The organism is Bordetella genomosp. 5, assembly GCF_002261315.1.
GTDB lineage: Bacteria > Pseudomonadota > Gammaproteobacteria > Burkholderiales > Burkholderiaceae_B > Bordetella.
Map to the genome: position 1 here is coordinate 34,439 of NZ_NEVP01000012.1, position 15,498 is coordinate 49,936.

General features: G+C 68.8%; 12 protein-coding genes. 7 read left to right on the top strand and 5 right to left on the bottom strand.

Translation table 11 applies throughout. The features are described 5' to 3' along the window. The first annotated feature begins 1 nt into the window (after position 1). The 3 genes from purH to ruvA all read left to right on the top strand — a co-directional run bounded on the left by purH (position 2) and on the right by ruvA (position 2,779). On the top strand, positions 2–1,591 hold the full coding sequence (gene purH / locus CAL25_RS20260; protein WP_094803388.1) for a bifunctional phosphoribosylaminoimidazolecarboxamide formyltransferase/IMP cyclohydrolase: 1,590 nt from the start codon (positions 2–4) through the stop codon (positions 1,589–1,591). Then, a complete protein-coding gene (gene ruvC, locus CAL25_RS20265) occupies positions 1,591–2,139 on the top strand; it encodes a crossover junction endodeoxyribonuclease RuvC (protein ID WP_094803389.1) in 549 nt (182 codons plus the stop codon). The genes purH and ruvC overlap by 1 nt, the downstream gene beginning before the upstream one ends. 67 nt (positions 2,140–2,206) lie before the next feature. After that, a complete protein-coding gene (gene ruvA / locus CAL25_RS20270) occupies positions 2,207–2,779 on the top strand; it encodes a Holliday junction branch migration protein RuvA (protein WP_094803390.1) in 573 nt (190 codons plus the stop codon). A 57-nt stretch (positions 2,780–2,836) separates the two neighbouring features. Here the strand turns inward: ruvA and CAL25_RS20275 are convergent, their stop codons facing one another. Next, positions 2,837–3,766, bottom strand: a complete 930-nt coding sequence (locus CAL25_RS20275) for a complex I NDUFA9 subunit family protein (RefSeq protein WP_094803391.1) — start codon at positions 3,764–3,766, stop codon at positions 2,837–2,839. Between the two features lie 154 nt (positions 3,767–3,920). On the opposite strand from CAL25_RS20275, the gene ruvB reads away from it, so the two are divergent. Beyond that, positions 3,921–4,991: a Holliday junction branch migration DNA helicase RuvB gene (ruvB, locus tag CAL25_RS20280; RefSeq protein ID WP_094803392.1), complete on the top strand. Its 1,071-nt coding sequence runs from the start codon at positions 3,921–3,923 to the stop codon at positions 4,989–4,991. A 58-nt stretch (positions 4,992–5,049) separates the two neighbouring features. On the opposite strand, the gene recQ is transcribed toward ruvB, so the two are convergent. Further along, complete coding sequence (gene recQ / locus CAL25_RS20285) at positions 5,050–6,879, bottom strand: DNA helicase RecQ (protein WP_094803393.1); 1,830 nt, start codon at positions 6,877–6,879, stop codon at positions 5,050–5,052. Between the two features lie 89 nt (positions 6,880–6,968). Further along, positions 6,969–8,411 carry a fimbrial protein gene (locus CAL25_RS20290; protein ID WP_249279184.1) on the bottom strand — a complete coding sequence of 481 codons (1,443 nt, stop codon included), beginning with the start codon at positions 8,409–8,411 and terminating at the stop codon, positions 6,969–6,971. A gap of 217 nt (positions 8,412–8,628) precedes the next feature. On the opposite strand from CAL25_RS20290, the gene CAL25_RS20295 reads away from it, so the two are divergent. Both CAL25_RS20295 and CAL25_RS20300 read left to right on the top strand, forming a co-directional pair. After that, on the top strand, positions 8,629–9,330 hold the full coding sequence (locus CAL25_RS20295) for a response regulator (RefSeq protein WP_094803395.1): 702 nt from the start codon (positions 8,629–8,631) through the stop codon (positions 9,328–9,330). Continuing rightward, complete coding sequence (locus tag CAL25_RS20300; RefSeq protein ID WP_094803396.1) at positions 9,327–10,844, top strand: sensor histidine kinase; 1,518 nt, start codon at positions 9,327–9,329, stop codon at positions 10,842–10,844. Before CAL25_RS20295 ends, CAL25_RS20300 begins: the two co-directional genes overlap by 4 nt. 83 nt (positions 10,845–10,927) lie before the next feature. Here CAL25_RS20300 and CAL25_RS20305 read toward each other — a convergent pair whose 3' ends face one another. Both CAL25_RS20305 and CAL25_RS20310 read right to left on the bottom strand, forming a co-directional pair. Continuing rightward, positions 10,928–11,986, bottom strand: coding sequence for a cytochrome d ubiquinol oxidase subunit II (locus tag CAL25_RS20305; protein WP_094803397.1), 1,059 nt, complete (start codon positions 11,984–11,986; stop codon positions 10,928–10,930). Then, positions 11,983–13,323, bottom strand: coding sequence for a cytochrome ubiquinol oxidase subunit I (locus tag CAL25_RS20310; protein WP_094803398.1), 1,341 nt, complete (start codon positions 13,321–13,323; stop codon positions 11,983–11,985). Before CAL25_RS20310 ends, CAL25_RS20305 begins: the two co-directional genes overlap by 4 nt. Positions 13,324–13,439: 116 nt before the next feature. Between CAL25_RS20310 and CAL25_RS20315 the strand changes: the two genes are divergently transcribed. Continuing rightward, positions 13,440–15,203 (top strand): glutamine--tRNA ligase/YqeY domain fusion protein, encoded by a 1,764-nt coding sequence (locus CAL25_RS20315; RefSeq protein ID WP_094803399.1) that lies wholly within the window; start codon positions 13,440–13,442, stop codon positions 15,201–15,203. Positions 15,204–15,498: the final 295 nt, after the last annotated feature.

Genomic DNA, 15,498 nt, shown 5'->3' on the forward strand with positions numbered 1-15,498 from the left:
TATGAAAATCGAAACCGCCCTGCTTTCGGTGTCCGACAAGACCGGCATCGTCGAATTCGCCCGTGCCCTGGCCGCTCGCGGCGTGCGCCTGCTCTCCACCGGCGGCACCGCCCGCCTGCTGTCGGAAGCGGGCCTGACCGTCACCGAGGTCGCCGCTCACACCGGTTCGCCCGAAATCCTGGACGGTCGCGTCAAGACGCTGCATCCGAAGATCCACGGCGGCCTGCTGGCCCGCCGCGACAGCGCCGAGCATCTGGACACCATCGCCGAACACGGCATCGACCGCATCGACATGCTGGTCGTGAACCTGTATCCGTTCCGCGAAACCGTGGCCAAGCCCGACTGCACCTTCGCCGATGCCGTCGAGAACATCGATATCGGTGGCCCGGCCATGCTGCGCGCCGCCGCGAAAAACCACGGCACCGAAGCCGGTGGCGTCACGGTCGTGATCGACCCGGTCGACTACTCGCGCGTGCTGGGCGAAATGGACAAGGGCGGCTCGACCTCGTATGCGCTGCGCCTGGAGCTGGCCGCCAAGGTCTATGCCCACACCGCGTCGTACGACGGCGCGATCGCCGCCTACCTGACCAGCCTGGCCGACGCCGCGCCGGCCCAGGACGCCGTGCCGGCCCGCAACGAATGGCCCGCCACGCTGACCCTGCAGGTCAAGCAGGAGCAGGCGCTGCGCTATGGCGAAAACCCCCACCAGTCGGCCGCGTTCTATGTCGACGCGCAGCGTTCGGCCGGCCTGCTGGGCAACTATCGCCAGCTGCAGGGCAAAGAACTTTCGTATAACAACATCGCGGACGCCGACGCCGCGTGGGAATGCGTGCGCAGCTTCGACACGCCCGCCTGCGTGATCGTCAAGCACGCCAACCCCTGCGGCGTGGCCGTGGCGGACGGCACGCTGAACGCCTATCGTCAGGCCTTCAAGACCGACCCGACCTCGGCGTTCGGCGGCATCATCGCCTTCAACCGTCCGGTCGACGCCGCGACGGCCGAAGCCGTGAGCGGTCAGTTCCTCGAAGTGCTGCTGGCGCCCGCCTATGACGGCGCCGCGCTGGCCATCCTGGCCGCCAAGAAAAACGTGCGCGTGCTGGAAGTCCCGGCCGGCACCGGCCAGAACGCCTTCGACGTCAAGCGCGTGGGCGGTGGCTGGCTCGTCCAGACCCCCGACGCCTACAACGTGCCGCGCGATGCGCTGAAGGTGGTGTCCAAGCGCCAGCCGACCGAACAGGAAATGAACGACCTGGCGTTCGCCTGGAAGGTCGCCAAGTACGTCAAGTCCAACGCCATCGTGTTCGTCGGCAACGGCATGACGCTGGGCGTGGGCGCGGGCCAGATGAGCCGCATCGACTCGGCCCGCATCGCCTCGATCAAGGCCGAGAACGCGGGCCTGACGCTGGCCGGTTCGGCCGTGGCGTCGGATGCGTTCTTCCCGTTCCGCGACGGCCTGGACGTGGTGGTGGCCGCCGGCGCGACCTGCGTGATCCAGCCGGGCGGCAGCGTGCGTGACGACGAAGTGATCGCGGCGGCCGACGAACACGGCATCGCCATGGTGCTGACCGGCACCCGCCACTTCCGCCACTGATGCGTATCCTCGGCATCGATCCCGGCCTGCGCCGCACCGGCTTCGGTGTGATCGATGCCGAAGGCATGCGCCTGCGGTATGTGGCCAGCGGCACGATCGTCGTGCCGCCGGCCCTGCCGCTGCCCGAGCGGCTGAAGGTCATCCTCGACAACCTGCGCGAGGTGGCCCGCGAGACGCGGCCCGATGTGGCCGCGCTCGAAATCGTCTTCCTGAATACCAATCCGGCGTCGACGCTCCTGCTGGGCCAGGCCCGCGGCGCCGCGCTGTGCGCGCTCGCCGACAGCGCGCTCGACGTGCACGAGTACACGGCGTTGCAGATCAAGAAGTCGGTGGTCGGCACCGGCCGCGCCGCCAAGGAACAGGTGCAGATGATGGTGCAGCATCTGCTCAAGCTCGACGGCACGCCCGCCCCCGACTCGGCCGATGCGCTCGCCTGCGCGATCTGCCATGCCCACGTCGGACCGCTCCAGGACCGCGTGGCCGCGTTGTCGGGCGTGCTCAACGCCAGCGGCCGTCCGCGCATTCGCAACGGCCGGCTGCTCGGCTGATCCGCCGCCGCCGAGCGTATAGAATCGCGCCATCGGCGCAAGCGCCCTATTCCCCTCTGCCATCGCCATGATCGGACGCATCACCGGAACCCTGATCGAGAAATCGCCCCCCGTCGTCTGCGTGGACGTGAACGGCCTGGGCTATGACATCGACGTGCCCATGAGCACGCTCTACGCGCTGCCCGAAAACGGCGCGCGCGTCACCCTCTACACCCACCTGGTGGTGCGTGAAGACGCGCACCTGCTGTATGGCTTTGCCACCGCCGCCGAACGCGCCGCGTTCCGTGAGCTCGTGAAGGTGAGCGGCATCGGCGCGCGCACCGCGCTGTCGGTGCTGTCCGGGCTGTCGGTGGCCGATCTGGCGCAGGCCATCACGCTGCAGGAAGCCGGACGCCTGATCCGCGTGCCGGGCATCGGCAAGAAAACCGCCGAGCGCCTGCTGCTCGAAATGCGTGGCAAGCTGGGCGCGGACATCGGCGCAAGCGCCCATCCGATCCAGGAAGGCCAGGCCGACATTCTCAATGCCCTGCTCGCGCTGGGCTACTCCGACAAGGAATCGCAGGCCGCGCTCAAGGCGCTGCCCGAGGGCGTCAGCGTGTCGGACGGCATCCGCCTGGCGCTCAAGTCGCTGGTGCGCTGAGCGCATTTGGCCGGGCGGCCCGGAGCTGCCCGGGCGACGCGCGGTCAGCGACGCGCGTTAGCGGCGCGTCGGCGTGGGTCCGAGATAGGACGGCGCCAGCGCGTCGAGCGCGGTGGGCACCAGCTTGAGTTCGGGCGCCAGCGGGCCGCTCAGCACGCTAGGCACCGACAGCGAATCGAGGTTATCGCCCGACATCAGCGGCTCGCCGGGCAACAGGCCGAGCATGCCCGCCTGCAAGCGCCCGACCGACATCGGCAGGCTGATGACGGGCCTCGGATGGCCGCTCCAGTGGGCACACAGCCGGACGAGCTCGCCCAGTGTGTATTCCTGCGGGCCGCCCAGCTCGTAGACCTTGCCGCGCGTGTGATTGTTGTTGAGCGCCGCCACCATCGCATCGGCGACATCGCCGACGAACACGGGCTGCATGCGGGCATCGGTGCCCGCGATCGGCAGCACCGGAAACCAGCGCGCCAGCCGCGCGAACATATTGGTGAAGTTGTCGTCGGGACCGAACACGACCGAGGGTCGGAAGATGGTCCAGGCGCTTTCGTGGGCATCCGCGAAGGTGCCGATGATGGCGGCCTCGCCGTCGCCCTTGGAGCGCAGATACATGCTGGCGCCCGCGGGGTCGGCACCGAGCGCGCTGATATGCAGCATCCGGTGCACGCCGTTGCGGCGGCAGGCCTGCGCGATGCGCTCGGGCAGCAGCACGTGCGCGCGGGCGAAGTCGGAGCCATAGGGACGGCCCCGGTTGCCATGCAGAAGGCCGACCAGATTGATCACCACGTCGGTCTGGCGCAGCAGGTTGTCGAGCACGGCATCGTCGTGGATGTCGGCCTGCACCAGCGTGACGGACGGCAACACCTGCAGATCGCGGCCGCGTGCCAGCGCGCGTGTCGGCACCAGCACCGCATGCTCGGCCGCGGCCAGGCGGGCAACCAGATGACGGCCGATGAAACCGGTACCGCCGATGACAAGGATACGCATCGTGCTGCCCTCGTTCGTCAGGAGTGGATTTGATTCTGCCCTGCCCGGGCGCGAGCCGCAACCCGCGCCCCATGCGAAAATGGCGGTTTGCCGGCCCCGCGCCCCACCCGGGTGTACGATGCCAGCTCGGGCCCGCCCCGCTTTCCTGATCGCCATGGCCATACAGTCCGATTCGCTTTCCACCCGTCCCGACGCCCCGCGTCTGGTCACGCCCCAGCCCACGTCGCCCAACGAGGAGTCGATCGAGCGCGCGTTGCGCCCGAAGGCGCTCCAGGAGTACGTGGGCCAGCGGCGGGCGCGCGAACAGCTCGAGATCTTCATCGCCGCGGCGCGCAAGCGGGGCGAATCCCTCGACCACGTGCTGCTGTTCGGCCCGCCGGGCCTGGGCAAGACCACGCTGGCCCACATCATCGCGCACGAGATGGGCGTGCAACTGCGCCAGACCTCGGGCCCGGTGCTCGAGCGCCCGGGCGATCTGGCCGCGCTGCTGACCAATCTCGAAAAGAACGACGTGCTGTTCATCGACGAGATCCACCGGCTCTCGCCCGTGGTCGAAGAAATCCTCTATCCGGCACTCGAAGACTTCCAGATCGACATCCTGATCGGCGAAGGCCCCGCCGCGCGCAGCGTCAAACTCGACCTGCAACCGTTCACGCTGGTGGGCGCGACCACCCGGGCCGGCATGCTGACCAATCCGCTGCGCGATCGCTTCGGCATCGTGTCGCGGCTGGAGTTCTACAACACCGAAGACCTGACCCACATCGTCACGCGCAGCGCGGGCCTGCTCAACGCCGAGATCACGCCCGAGGGCGCGCGCGAAGTGGCGCGCCGCTCGCGCGGCACGCCGCGTATCGCCAACCGGCTGTTGCGCCGGGTGCGCGACTACGCAGAAGTCAAGGCGGGCGGGCGCATCGACGCCGAGTCGGCCGGCCTGGCGCTCGCCATGCTCGAGGTCGATCCGCAGGGCCTGGATCTGATGGACCGCAAGCTGCTCGAGGCCATCGTGCACAAGTTCGACGGCGGGCCGGTGGGTGTCGACAGCTTGGCCGCCGCCATCGGCGAAGAGCGCGACACCATCGAAGACGTGATCGAGCCTTACCTGATCCAGCACGGCTATCTGCAGCGCACGCCGCGCGGCCGCATGGCCACCCAGACCACCTGGCGCCACCTCGGCCTCACGCCGCCCAGCGGCGTGCAGGGCGGCAGCGGCGAGCTGTTCAAGTAGCGCCGGATAAACGCAAAAGGGACCCGCGGGGTCCCTTTTGCATGGCCGCTCGCCGCGCTTACAGCCGCGGACTGGACACCGTGCGCAGGATCTCTTCGCCGTAGGCTTCGAGCTTGCGCGCCCCGACCCCGCTGATGTGCCCGAGCTCGTCGATCGACCCCGGCTGGGCCAGCGCGATCTCGCGCAGCGTGGCATCGTGGAAAATGACGTAGGCGGGCACACCGTGGCTCTTGGCGACCTCGCCGCGCCAGGCGCGCAGCGCCTCGAACACGGGCAGCGCTTCGGCCGGCAGATCGATCACCGGCGCCTTGGTGCGCGTGCCGCCACCGCGACCCGAGCGCGCCTTCTTCTCGGGCTCGCGCCGCAGCATCAGCTGGCGCTCTCCTTTGAGCACCACCCGGCTTTCTTCGGTGAGGGCGAGCGTGCCGTAGCCGTCGGTATCGACCGTGAGCAGGCCCTGCGCGAGCAGCTGACGCAGCACGCCGCGCCAGGCCGTCTCGGACAGGTCTGCGCCGATGCCGAAGACGCTGAGCGATTCGTGGTCGTTCTGACGGGTGCGGTCGGTGCTCTTGCCGCGCAGGATGTCGATGATGTGACCCGCGCCGTAGCGCTGGCCGCGTTCGCGGCCCAGCCGGTACACGGCCGATAGCACCTTCTGGGCGGCCACGGTGCCGTCCCAGGCTTCCGGAGGATCGAGGCAGACGTCGCAATTGCCGCAGGCCGTGATGGTCTGCCCGAAGTAAGCCAGGAGGCGCACCCGGCGGCATTCGACGGTTTCGCACAGCCCCAGCATGGCGTCGAGCTGCTGGCCCAGGCGGCGGCGATACACCTCGTCGCCCGGCGACTCGTCGATCATGCGCCGCTGCTGCACGACGTCTTGCAGACCATAGGCCAGCCAGGCCGATGCCGGCAGGCCGTCACGGCCGGCACGGCCGGTTTCCTGGTAGTAGCCCTCGACCGATTTCGGCAGGTCGATGTGCGCGACGAAACGCACGTCGGGCTTGTCGATGCCCATGCCGAACGCGATCGTGGCGACCATGACGATGCCATCCTCGCGCAGAAATCGCGATTGATTCTGCGCGCGCACCTGGGCACTCAGCCCGGCGTGATACGGCAGCGCGTTGATGCCGTTGTTGCACAGGAACTCGGCCGTCTCTTCGACACGGGCGCGCGACAGGCAATACACCACGCCGGCATCGCCCTCGTGCTCGCTCTGGATCAGATCGAGCAATTGCCGGCGCACCTCGTTCTTTTCGACGATGCGGTAGCGGATGTTGGGACGATCGAAGCTCGAGACGAAATGACGCGCGTCGTCGAGGGCGAGACGCTGCGCGATCTCGCTGCGCGTGGCCGCGGTGGCGGTGGCCGTGAGCGCGATGCGCGGCACGTCGGGCCAGCGCTCGTGCAGCATCGACAGGCCGAGGTACTCAGGCCGGAAATCGTGCCCCCATTGCGATACGCAGTGGGCTTCGTCGATGGCGAACAGCGAAATGTGGCCGCGCTCGAGCAATTGCAGACAGCGGTCGGTGAGCAGCCGCTCGGGCGCCACGTACAGCAGATCGAGCTGGCCATTGAGGAACTCCTGCTCGACCTCGCGGGTGATGCGCCAGTCCTGCGTGGAGTTGAGGTAGGCCGCGCGTACGCCGAGCTCGGTGAGCGCGTCGACCTGGTCCTGCATCAACGCGATGAGCGGGGACACCACGATACCGGTGCCTTCGCGCACCAGCGCGGGCACCTGATAACAGAGCGACTTGCCGCCGCCGGTCGGCATGAGGACCAGCGCATCGCCGCCGTCGATGACGTGCTGGACGATCGCTTGTTGGTCACCGCGGAAGGATTCGTAACCGAAAACGCGCTCGAGCACGCCCAGAGCGCGCGATTCAGACATGGGTAGCAGCCAAATGCATCATGACCGGGATTTTAGACCCCATTTGGCCGCACGCCGATCCGGCCCGTGAATCCGTTGCCATCCCCGGGTCAGAACCCCAGCCAGCGGCCGCGCATGAAGGCGTCGACGGGCATGGACAGGCGGGCCCGCCATTCGTAGTCGCCCGAGACCAGATCGCGATCTGCCCCGAGGGCGAAGCGCACCTTGGGCGCGAGCATCATGCTCTGCTCCAGACCCACCCGGCGCTCATTGGGGTCGCTGCTGGCCGTGACGCCCGACGAGTAGGTGCCGCTCAGCGTGCCCCACCCCGAGATCGGCACGCCGGCCGAGAAGGTGCTGCGCAGTTGCCGGGCGTTGGAGCCGCCGTTGTTATAGGACGAGAGGTCGTTGTAGCCGGCGCCGATGTCTTCGCCGCTCACGCCGAGGGTGACGGCGTCGGCCATGTTGACCGAGTAGCCGAACCGGTAACGCCAGGCGTTGACCGCGTCGAACGTGCTCTGCGTGGCGCCGGCCTGGAAGGTGCCGATGTCGCCCGCACGGTATGTCGTGCCGAAGCCGCGGGTGGTGAGTTGCGGCGCCGTCTGCAGCTGGCCCTCGACGGTCAGATCGGTGGTCAGGCCGTAGCGCACCATGCTGCTGCCCGCCGAGGCGCCGTAGTCCACCGCGCCGGAGGTGGCGGCCGGATCCATCAGGTTCAGACGGCCCAGCGACGAGGCATAGCCGAACTCGCCGGGCTTGAGCGCGGACCCGGTGGCGCGCTCGGAAAACTGGATGCCGCCGATGGGCGCGCTGTTGCCCCAGGAGGGCGCCAGGCTGGTGACGTTACCCACGCCGACCGACGGCCCCGCGCCGACCGAGGGCGTGTAGCGCCAATTTTGACCGGTATAAGACGTGGTGGGCACCGAACTGACGGCGGAGAACCAGCGGCGGCGCTGCGGGGCGATGCCCGTGCCGCCCACCGGCCGCGACGCGACCAGTTCGGCGGCCTCCAGATCGAAGGAGTAGGCGGCGCTGCTCTGGCTCACCGGGTAGTCGGGATAGGGCGAGGCGCACAGCACGTCGGGACTGGCGGCCACACCGGCGTCGGGCGCCGCCGCCCCCGCGTCGAGGCCGAGCGGCGGGGTGGTCTGGGGCTGGAGCCCCTCGCCCGGCGCGGGACCGGTGTGCGGGTCTTCGGGCAGGCCGGCTTCGGCCGTCGACACCAGCCCGGCGCACGGGTCGGCCTCCGGCGGGAGCGCATAGGCGTCGATCTCGGACGGCGGGGTCACGCGCTGCGGCTGCACGGGTGACAGCACGCCGATGCCGTAGCGGGCGATGTCGTTGGCGGCCGCCGTACGAACGGCCTGACGCGGCTGCGCCGCAGCGGCCGGCGCGGACGGAGTCTGCGTGGCGGTGGCCGAGGGCGTTGCCGGGGGGGAAGCATCGGGCGGGGCGTCGGTGGAGGCGCAGGCGGCCAACGCCATGTTCGCGGCGAGGACCGTTCCCAGAATGGTGCGCGACACCCGCTTGTCTACACGTTCGCGAGCAACCATAACGCGAACCAGTTTAAAAAGTCCGGGACGGCACATCTGTAAACGATCTTAAAAAAACACCACGGGAGGTCTCGCCAGGATCGCGGGGGCCGCGGCGCGAGCCGGCTATTCTAAGCTCTGGCGCCCGCCGCCAGCGCGGGCGAGTTGCAACGGTTATATTTTTCAATCGATTTCTTGCCCCTTGCCCGCAAACAGCCCGGGCACCACACTGGCACCCATGGAAAATCCGCATACCAAGCTGTTGGTGGTCGACGATGACCCCGCCCTGCGCCAATTGCTGGCCGATTACCTCAATCGCCACGGCTACGACACGCTGCTCGCGCCCGATGCCAGCGATCTGGCCGCCCGCATCACGCGCTATGCGCCCGATCTCCTGGTGCTCGACCGCATGCTTCCCGGGGGCGATGGCGCCGATGCCTGTCGCCGCCTGCGCGAACAGGGCGAGGACCTGCCCGTCATCCTGCTGACCGCGCGCGACGAGGCGGTGGACCGCATCATCGGTCTCGAGGCCGGCGCAGACGACTACCTCGGCAAGCCCTTCGATCCGCGCGAGCTGCTCGCCCGCATCGAGGCCGTGCTGCGGCGCAAGCGCGGCCCCTCCGCGCTCACGAAAGACGCGCCGGTGTCCTTCGGCCCCTTCGTGTTCGATCCGACCACGCGCCAGCTGATGCGCGAAGGCGTCGTGGTCAAGCTCACCGGTGGCGAGATCAATCTGCTCGAAGCGCTGGTGCGCAACGCGGGCAAGCCGCTGTCGCGCGAGCGTCTGCTGGCCCTGGCGCGCGACGACGACAGCGGCGAGCGCAATGACCGCGCCATCGACATCGCGATCCTGCGGCTGCGGCGCGCCATCGAAGAAGATCCCAAACAACCCCGCTGGATCCAGACCGTCTGGGGCATCGGCTACCGCTTCGCGCCATGAAGCTGCCTTTCGGCCGCCTGATGCCGCACTCGCTGCGCGTCAGGCTCATCCTGCTCGTGCTGGGCTCGGTACTGCTGGCGCAGGCCGCCACGCTGGGCACCGTGTCGTACTTCCGCCAGAAGTTCATGGAAGAGGTGGCGATCGGCTACATCGCCACCACGATTCGCACGCTGCGCGCGGCCCTGGCCCAGGTGCCGGCCGAAGACCGCGCTGACTTCGTCCGTGCCGCCTCGCAGAACCAATGGCGTCTGTGGTCGCGCATGCTGCCCGCCGAGGCGCGCCTGCAGCGCCTCAATCTGCCGCCGGCCGATCGGTTCATGCCCAACGCCATGCCGCCGCCGCCCCCGCCGCAGCCGCGCGAAGACGAGTTCGAAGACCCGGCCGACCGCGAACAGCGCATGGAGGCCTATCGCAAGATGGAGGCGCAGCGCCGCGCGCGCTACCCTCACGGCGAGCCCGACGACGTGCGCCGCGATCTGCGCGGGCTGGTGCGCGAGCTCAACATCCGCCTGAACGACGGCACGCGCGTGGCGCTCTCGCGCGGTCCGCGCGCCGAAATCTATATCTCGCTCGCGCCCAATCCGGCGAGCGAAGACGCGCCGCTGTTGCGCGAATGGCTGGTGATTCCGCTGGAGCGCCTGGACCCACCCGTCTCGTCGCCGCTGGTGGCGTTCTGGCTGGGCGGCCTGGGGCTGGTGCTGTTGCTGGCGGCGGGCTTCTCGTGGCACATCACGCGTCCGCTCACGCGGCTGGCGCAGGCCGCCGACCAGCTCGCCGCCGGGCAGCCGCAGCGCGTGGAGCCGTCGGGTCCGCACGAGACGCGCGCGCTGGGCGAGCGCTTCAATGCCATGCTCGACGCGCTGGCCGAATCCGACTCCGTGCGCCGCACCCTGCTCTCCGGCCTGCCGCACGATCTGAAGGGGCCGCTCTCGCGCATGTGGCTGCGCATCGAGATGGCCGACGACTCCGTGCTCAAGGAAGGTCTGCGCAAAGACCTGCAGGACATGCAGCACATGGTCGATCAATTCATCGGCTTCGTGCGGGGCACCGATCCGGCCGCCTACCGCTACGCGCCGCTGGACCTGAACGACTGGATCCATGACCGCGTGGGCGCATGGCAAAGCACCAACACCGCCGTCACCCTGCGCACGCCCGAAGACGCCAATCTGCACATCCAGGGCGATGCGGTGGCGCTGGGCCGCCTGCTCGACAATCTGATCGGCAATGCGCTGCATCACGGCGCCGCGCCCATCGACGTCAGCCTGAGCCAGGACGGCAGCCACGCCGTGCTCGAAGTGGGCGATCATGGCACGGGCATCAGCCCGGAACGCCGCAGCGAGGCCTTGCGGCCCTTCGCCCGTCTCGACGACGCGCGCACGCGCACCGGCAATGTGGGCCTGGGGCTGGCGCTGGCCGACGCGATCGCGCGGGCCCACGGCGGCACACTGGAGCTCGGCGATCACACGGGCGGCGGCCTGCTGGTACGCATCCGCCTGCCCCTCGCCCAAGCCTGATCCAACGCCTTCTCGAAATGACGCAGGCCGCCCCGAGGGGCGGCCTGTTTCGTGTTGCGGCGAATCCCGTCCCGCCGCGCCCGTCAGGAGGCCGACGGCGGCGGCAGCAGCGCCACCGGGCGGCGCTCCTTGCCGAACACCGAGCGATAGGCAAGCAGATTGAAGATCAGCACCACCGGCACACCGACCACCACGCCGGCCAGCACCAGGCGCATGGACCCCAGCGCGCCGCTGCCGTCCCAGATGGTCATGTCGTCGAGGATCAGATACGGGAAGAAGCTGTACGCCAGCCCCAGCAGCATCAGCACATAGAGCACCACGCACAGCACGAACGGCATCCAGCTGAAGCTGTCCGGCTTGGTCCGCACGCGCGCCAGGAACACCTCGGCGCAGACGAAGCAGAGCAGCATGCAGGCCCAGACCGCCGCGGCCGCGCCCAGATGCGCGGCGTTGCTCCACTTGAAGAAGATGCCGGCATTGGCCAGGCCGAGCGTGACCGCGATGGCCACCATGCCCGCGGCCGTCCAGCGGATCGAGTGGCGCGCCCAGTTGGCGGCACGGCGCTGCAGATCGCCGTCGACCCGCATCACGAGCCAGCAGGCACCCAACAGCGCATACGCGGCCACGGCGCACAACCCCACGAACAGCGAGAACCAGCCATAGCCGGCGTCGCTCTGGTAGTCGGTGGCGATACGGCCGAGCACCATCCCCTGCCCGATCGCGGTCAGGAGCGATCCGATCCAGAAGCCGAAAATCCAGCGCGGCTTGTGCTCGTGACGTGCGCGGATGCGGAACTCGAACGCCACGCTGCGCAGCACGATGCCCAAGGTCAGCACGATCAGCGGCCCGACCAGCTTGCCGGTGATGGTGCCCCAGGCAAACGGGAACGCGGAGGCGAACAGCCCCATGCCCAGCAGAGGCCAGAACTCGTTGGCATCACGCCAGGGCGACAACAGGCCCATCATGCGGCCGCGCTCGTCGGCCGGCGCGATCTGCAGCAGGATGCCCACGCCCAGATCGAAGCCGTCGAACACGATACCGGCGGCGATCAGCAGCAACAGCAATGCCATGAACACCATCGGCATCCAGAACATCGGATCGTCGGGGGCCAGGCCCAGCGACGCGGCCAAGGTGGCGATCATGGCGTACCTCCCGTCTTGCGCACCGGCACGACGCCGTAGCGCGCCGCATGAAACAGCATGCCGACAAAGGCGCCCAGCAGAATCAGATAGAGCAGCCCCCACGCCGCCACGCCGTAGCCCAGCGTGGCCGGTGTGGCCGGACTCAGGACCTCGGACTGCGTGATGGTGCGGTTGACCATATAGGGCTGCAGGCCGAGCTGGCTCACCCACCACGACGCCATGACGGCCAGACCGCCGGCGAACATCATGCCGCTCTGGAAGCGCAGCCACCAGCGCGGCATGACGGCGGGATCGAAGCCGCGCCGGGCCGTGCCGCTGAAGCTCACGAGCGCGGCGATCACCATGAGGACGCCCAGCACGATGGCCAGGCGCAGCGACCAGAACACCATCGCCACGGGCGGCTGCATGCCGGAGTATTTGTCGAGCCCGATGTAGATGCCATTGGGATCGCGCGCCAGCCAGCGCGCGCCGGTGTTCTGCAGGGTCCAGGCGCCGGCGGTCGACTGGCTTTGCGCGTCGGGCCAGCCCCAGATCGTGATTTCGGGCTTGCCGCCGCTGTGCCAGTAGCCGGCCAGCGCGGCCGCCTTGGCCGGCTGGTGCCGCACGGTCAGGTCGCGCAGGCCCAGCGCCACCGGCAGTTGCAGGATCGAGGCCACGAGCGCGACCACGACGGCCGCCTTGAACGCGTTGCGCTCGCCGTCGTCGAGCGGCCGGCGCAGGGCCTGGAGGGCGTGCACGCCGAGCATCAGGAAGGCGGCCGCCAGCGCGGCGCCCACCGCAGTGGCGCCCATGCGCCAGCCGAACGAGGGGTTGAAGATCACCTCGAGCCAGTCGTAGACCTGATAGCGCCCGTCGATCAGGGCCGCGCCGTCGGGGGTCTGCATCCAGGATTGCAGCGCCAGCACCCAGCCCAGCGCCACGAGCTGCCCGATGGCGACCATGAACACGGCGAAGGTGTGCGCCAGATCGGAAACCCGGCGCTGGCCGAACAGCATGACGCCCAGGAAACACGACTTCAGCACGAAGACCGACAGCACGCCGAAGCCGACCAGGGGTCCGGCCACATTGCCGATTTTGTCCATCAGGCCGGGCCAGAGACTGCCCAGCTGGACCAGCACCGGCACGGCGAACGCCAGTGCGAGCACGAAGGACAGCGCGAATATCCGCACCCAGAGCCGATAGGCGGCGGTCCAGCCGGCGAGGCCGCTGACGCGCGCCCGGAGCTTGAAAAAGAGTAGAAACCAGGCCAATGCCAGGGAAATGGCCAGGAACAGGGCCAGGAAGCTCAGGCTGGTCATGAACTGGGTTCGGGCCAGCAGGAGAGGGGCGATATTCATGATGGGCGGTAGTGTAGAGCCTGTTCCGCCCCCGTGGGAGGCGTGATTGCAACGGCATCGCCGCCCGAACGTGGCAAAATTGACGCTTTGTCGCCGCTTTTTCCTATTCTTTCAGAATGACCCACGCCCCGACGCCGCCTGCCGCCAGCAATTATCTGCGCAACATCATCGACGAAGACCTGGAATCGAACCGCTTCCAGGGCAAGCGCTGGGCCGGCCGGCCCGGCCCGGCCAGCGTGCAGACGGCGGGCGAACCCGACCCTGCCCGTATCCGCACCCGCTTCCCGCCCGAGCCCAATGGCTACCTGCACATCGGTCACGCCAAGAGCATCTGCGTGAACTTCGGTCTGGCCAAGGAGTACGGCGGCGTCTGCCACCTGCGCTTCGACGACACCAATCCCGAAAAGGAAGATCAGGAGTACGTCGATGCCATCGAAGAGGCCGTGCACTGGCTCGGCTTCGACTGGAAGGCCGATGGCCGCGACAACCTGTATTTCGCCAGCGACTACTTCGGCTACATGTACGAGTTTGCCGAAGCGCTGGTCGAGGCCGGCCACGCCTACGTCGATGCCCAGAGCGCCGACGAGATCCGCGCCCAGCGCGGCACCCTGACCGAACCGGGCACCAACTCGCCCTGGCGTGACCGCGCGCCGGCCGAATCGATCGCCCTGCTGCGCGAGATGCGCGACGGCAAGCATCCCGACGGCAGCCTGGTGCTGCGCGCCAAGATCGACATGGGCTCGCCCAACATCAATCTGCGCGACCCGGTCATGTATCGCGTGCGCCACGCCACGCACCATCGCACCGGCAATCAGTGGTGCATCTACCCGATGTATAGCTGGGCCCACCCGGTCGAGGATGCGCTCGAAGGCATCACCCACAGCATCTGCACGCTGGAGTTCGAAGACCAGCGTCCGTTCTACGACTGGATCCTGGCGCGTCTGGCCGAGCTGGGCAAGCTGGCCCAGCCGCTGCCGCGCCAATACGAATTTGCGCGCCTGAACCTGACCTACATCGTCACCAGCAAGCGCAAGCTGCTGCAGCTGGTGCGCGACGGCCACGTCGATGGCTGGGACGATCCGCGCATGCCCACGCTGTTCGGCCTGCGCCGCCGCGGCTACACGGCCTCGTCGATCCGCCTGTTCTGCGACCGCACCGCGGTGTCGAAGTCGGACTCGCGCATCGACTACAGCCTGCTCGAGCAGGCCGTGCGCGACGACCTCGATCCCGGCACGCCGCGCTCGGTGGCGGTGCTCGATCCGATCAAGCTCGTCATCACCAATTACCCCGAGGGGCAGACGGAATCGTGCACGGCGCCGCGCAACCCGCACGATCCGGAAGCGGGCGTGCGCGAGTTCCCGTTCTCGCGCGAGCTCTGGATCGAACGCGACGACTTCCGCGAGGAGCCGCCCAAGAAGTACTTCCGCCTGTTCCCCGGCAACACCGTGCGCCTGAAGTACGGCTACGTGGTCCGCTGCACCGGCTTCACGAAGAACGACGCCGGCGACGTGGTCGAGGTGCAGGCCGAGTATCTGCCCGACACCAAGAGCGGCACGCCGGGCGCCGACAGCGTCAAGGTCAAGGGCAACATCACCTGGGTCAGCGCGGCGCACGCAGTGCCGGCACAGGTCCAGCTCTACGACCGCCTGTTCGCCGATCCGCATCCCGATACCGGCGACAAGGACTTCCTGGCCGCCCTGAACCCCAACTCCAAGCAGACCGTCCAGGCCTGGCTCGAACCCAACATCGCGACCGAACCCGGCGCGACCTGGCAATTCGAGCGGCTGGGCTATTTCACCGTCGACGCCAAGGACTCGCGCCCCGGCGCCCCGGTCCTGAACCGCATCGTCACGCTGAAAGACTCCTGGGCCGCGGGCTGAGCGCCGCCTGACCGGGATGAAAAAACGCGGACCTCGGTCCGCGTTTTTTTACGCCCACCGCCGAGCCGTCTCAAGGTGGGCGCGCCCCTTTACGCCCACCGCCGGGCCGTCCCAAGGTGGGCGCGCCCCCTCGGGGGGCAGCAAGCGGGCGAAGCGCGCGCGGCGTGGGGGCTCCCCCCCACCGCCGGGCCGTCCCAAGGTGGGTGCGCCCCCTCGGGCAGGCGGGCGAAGCGCGCGCGGCGTGGGGGCTCCCCCACCGCCGGGCCGTCCCAAGGTGGGCGCGCCCCCTCGGGGG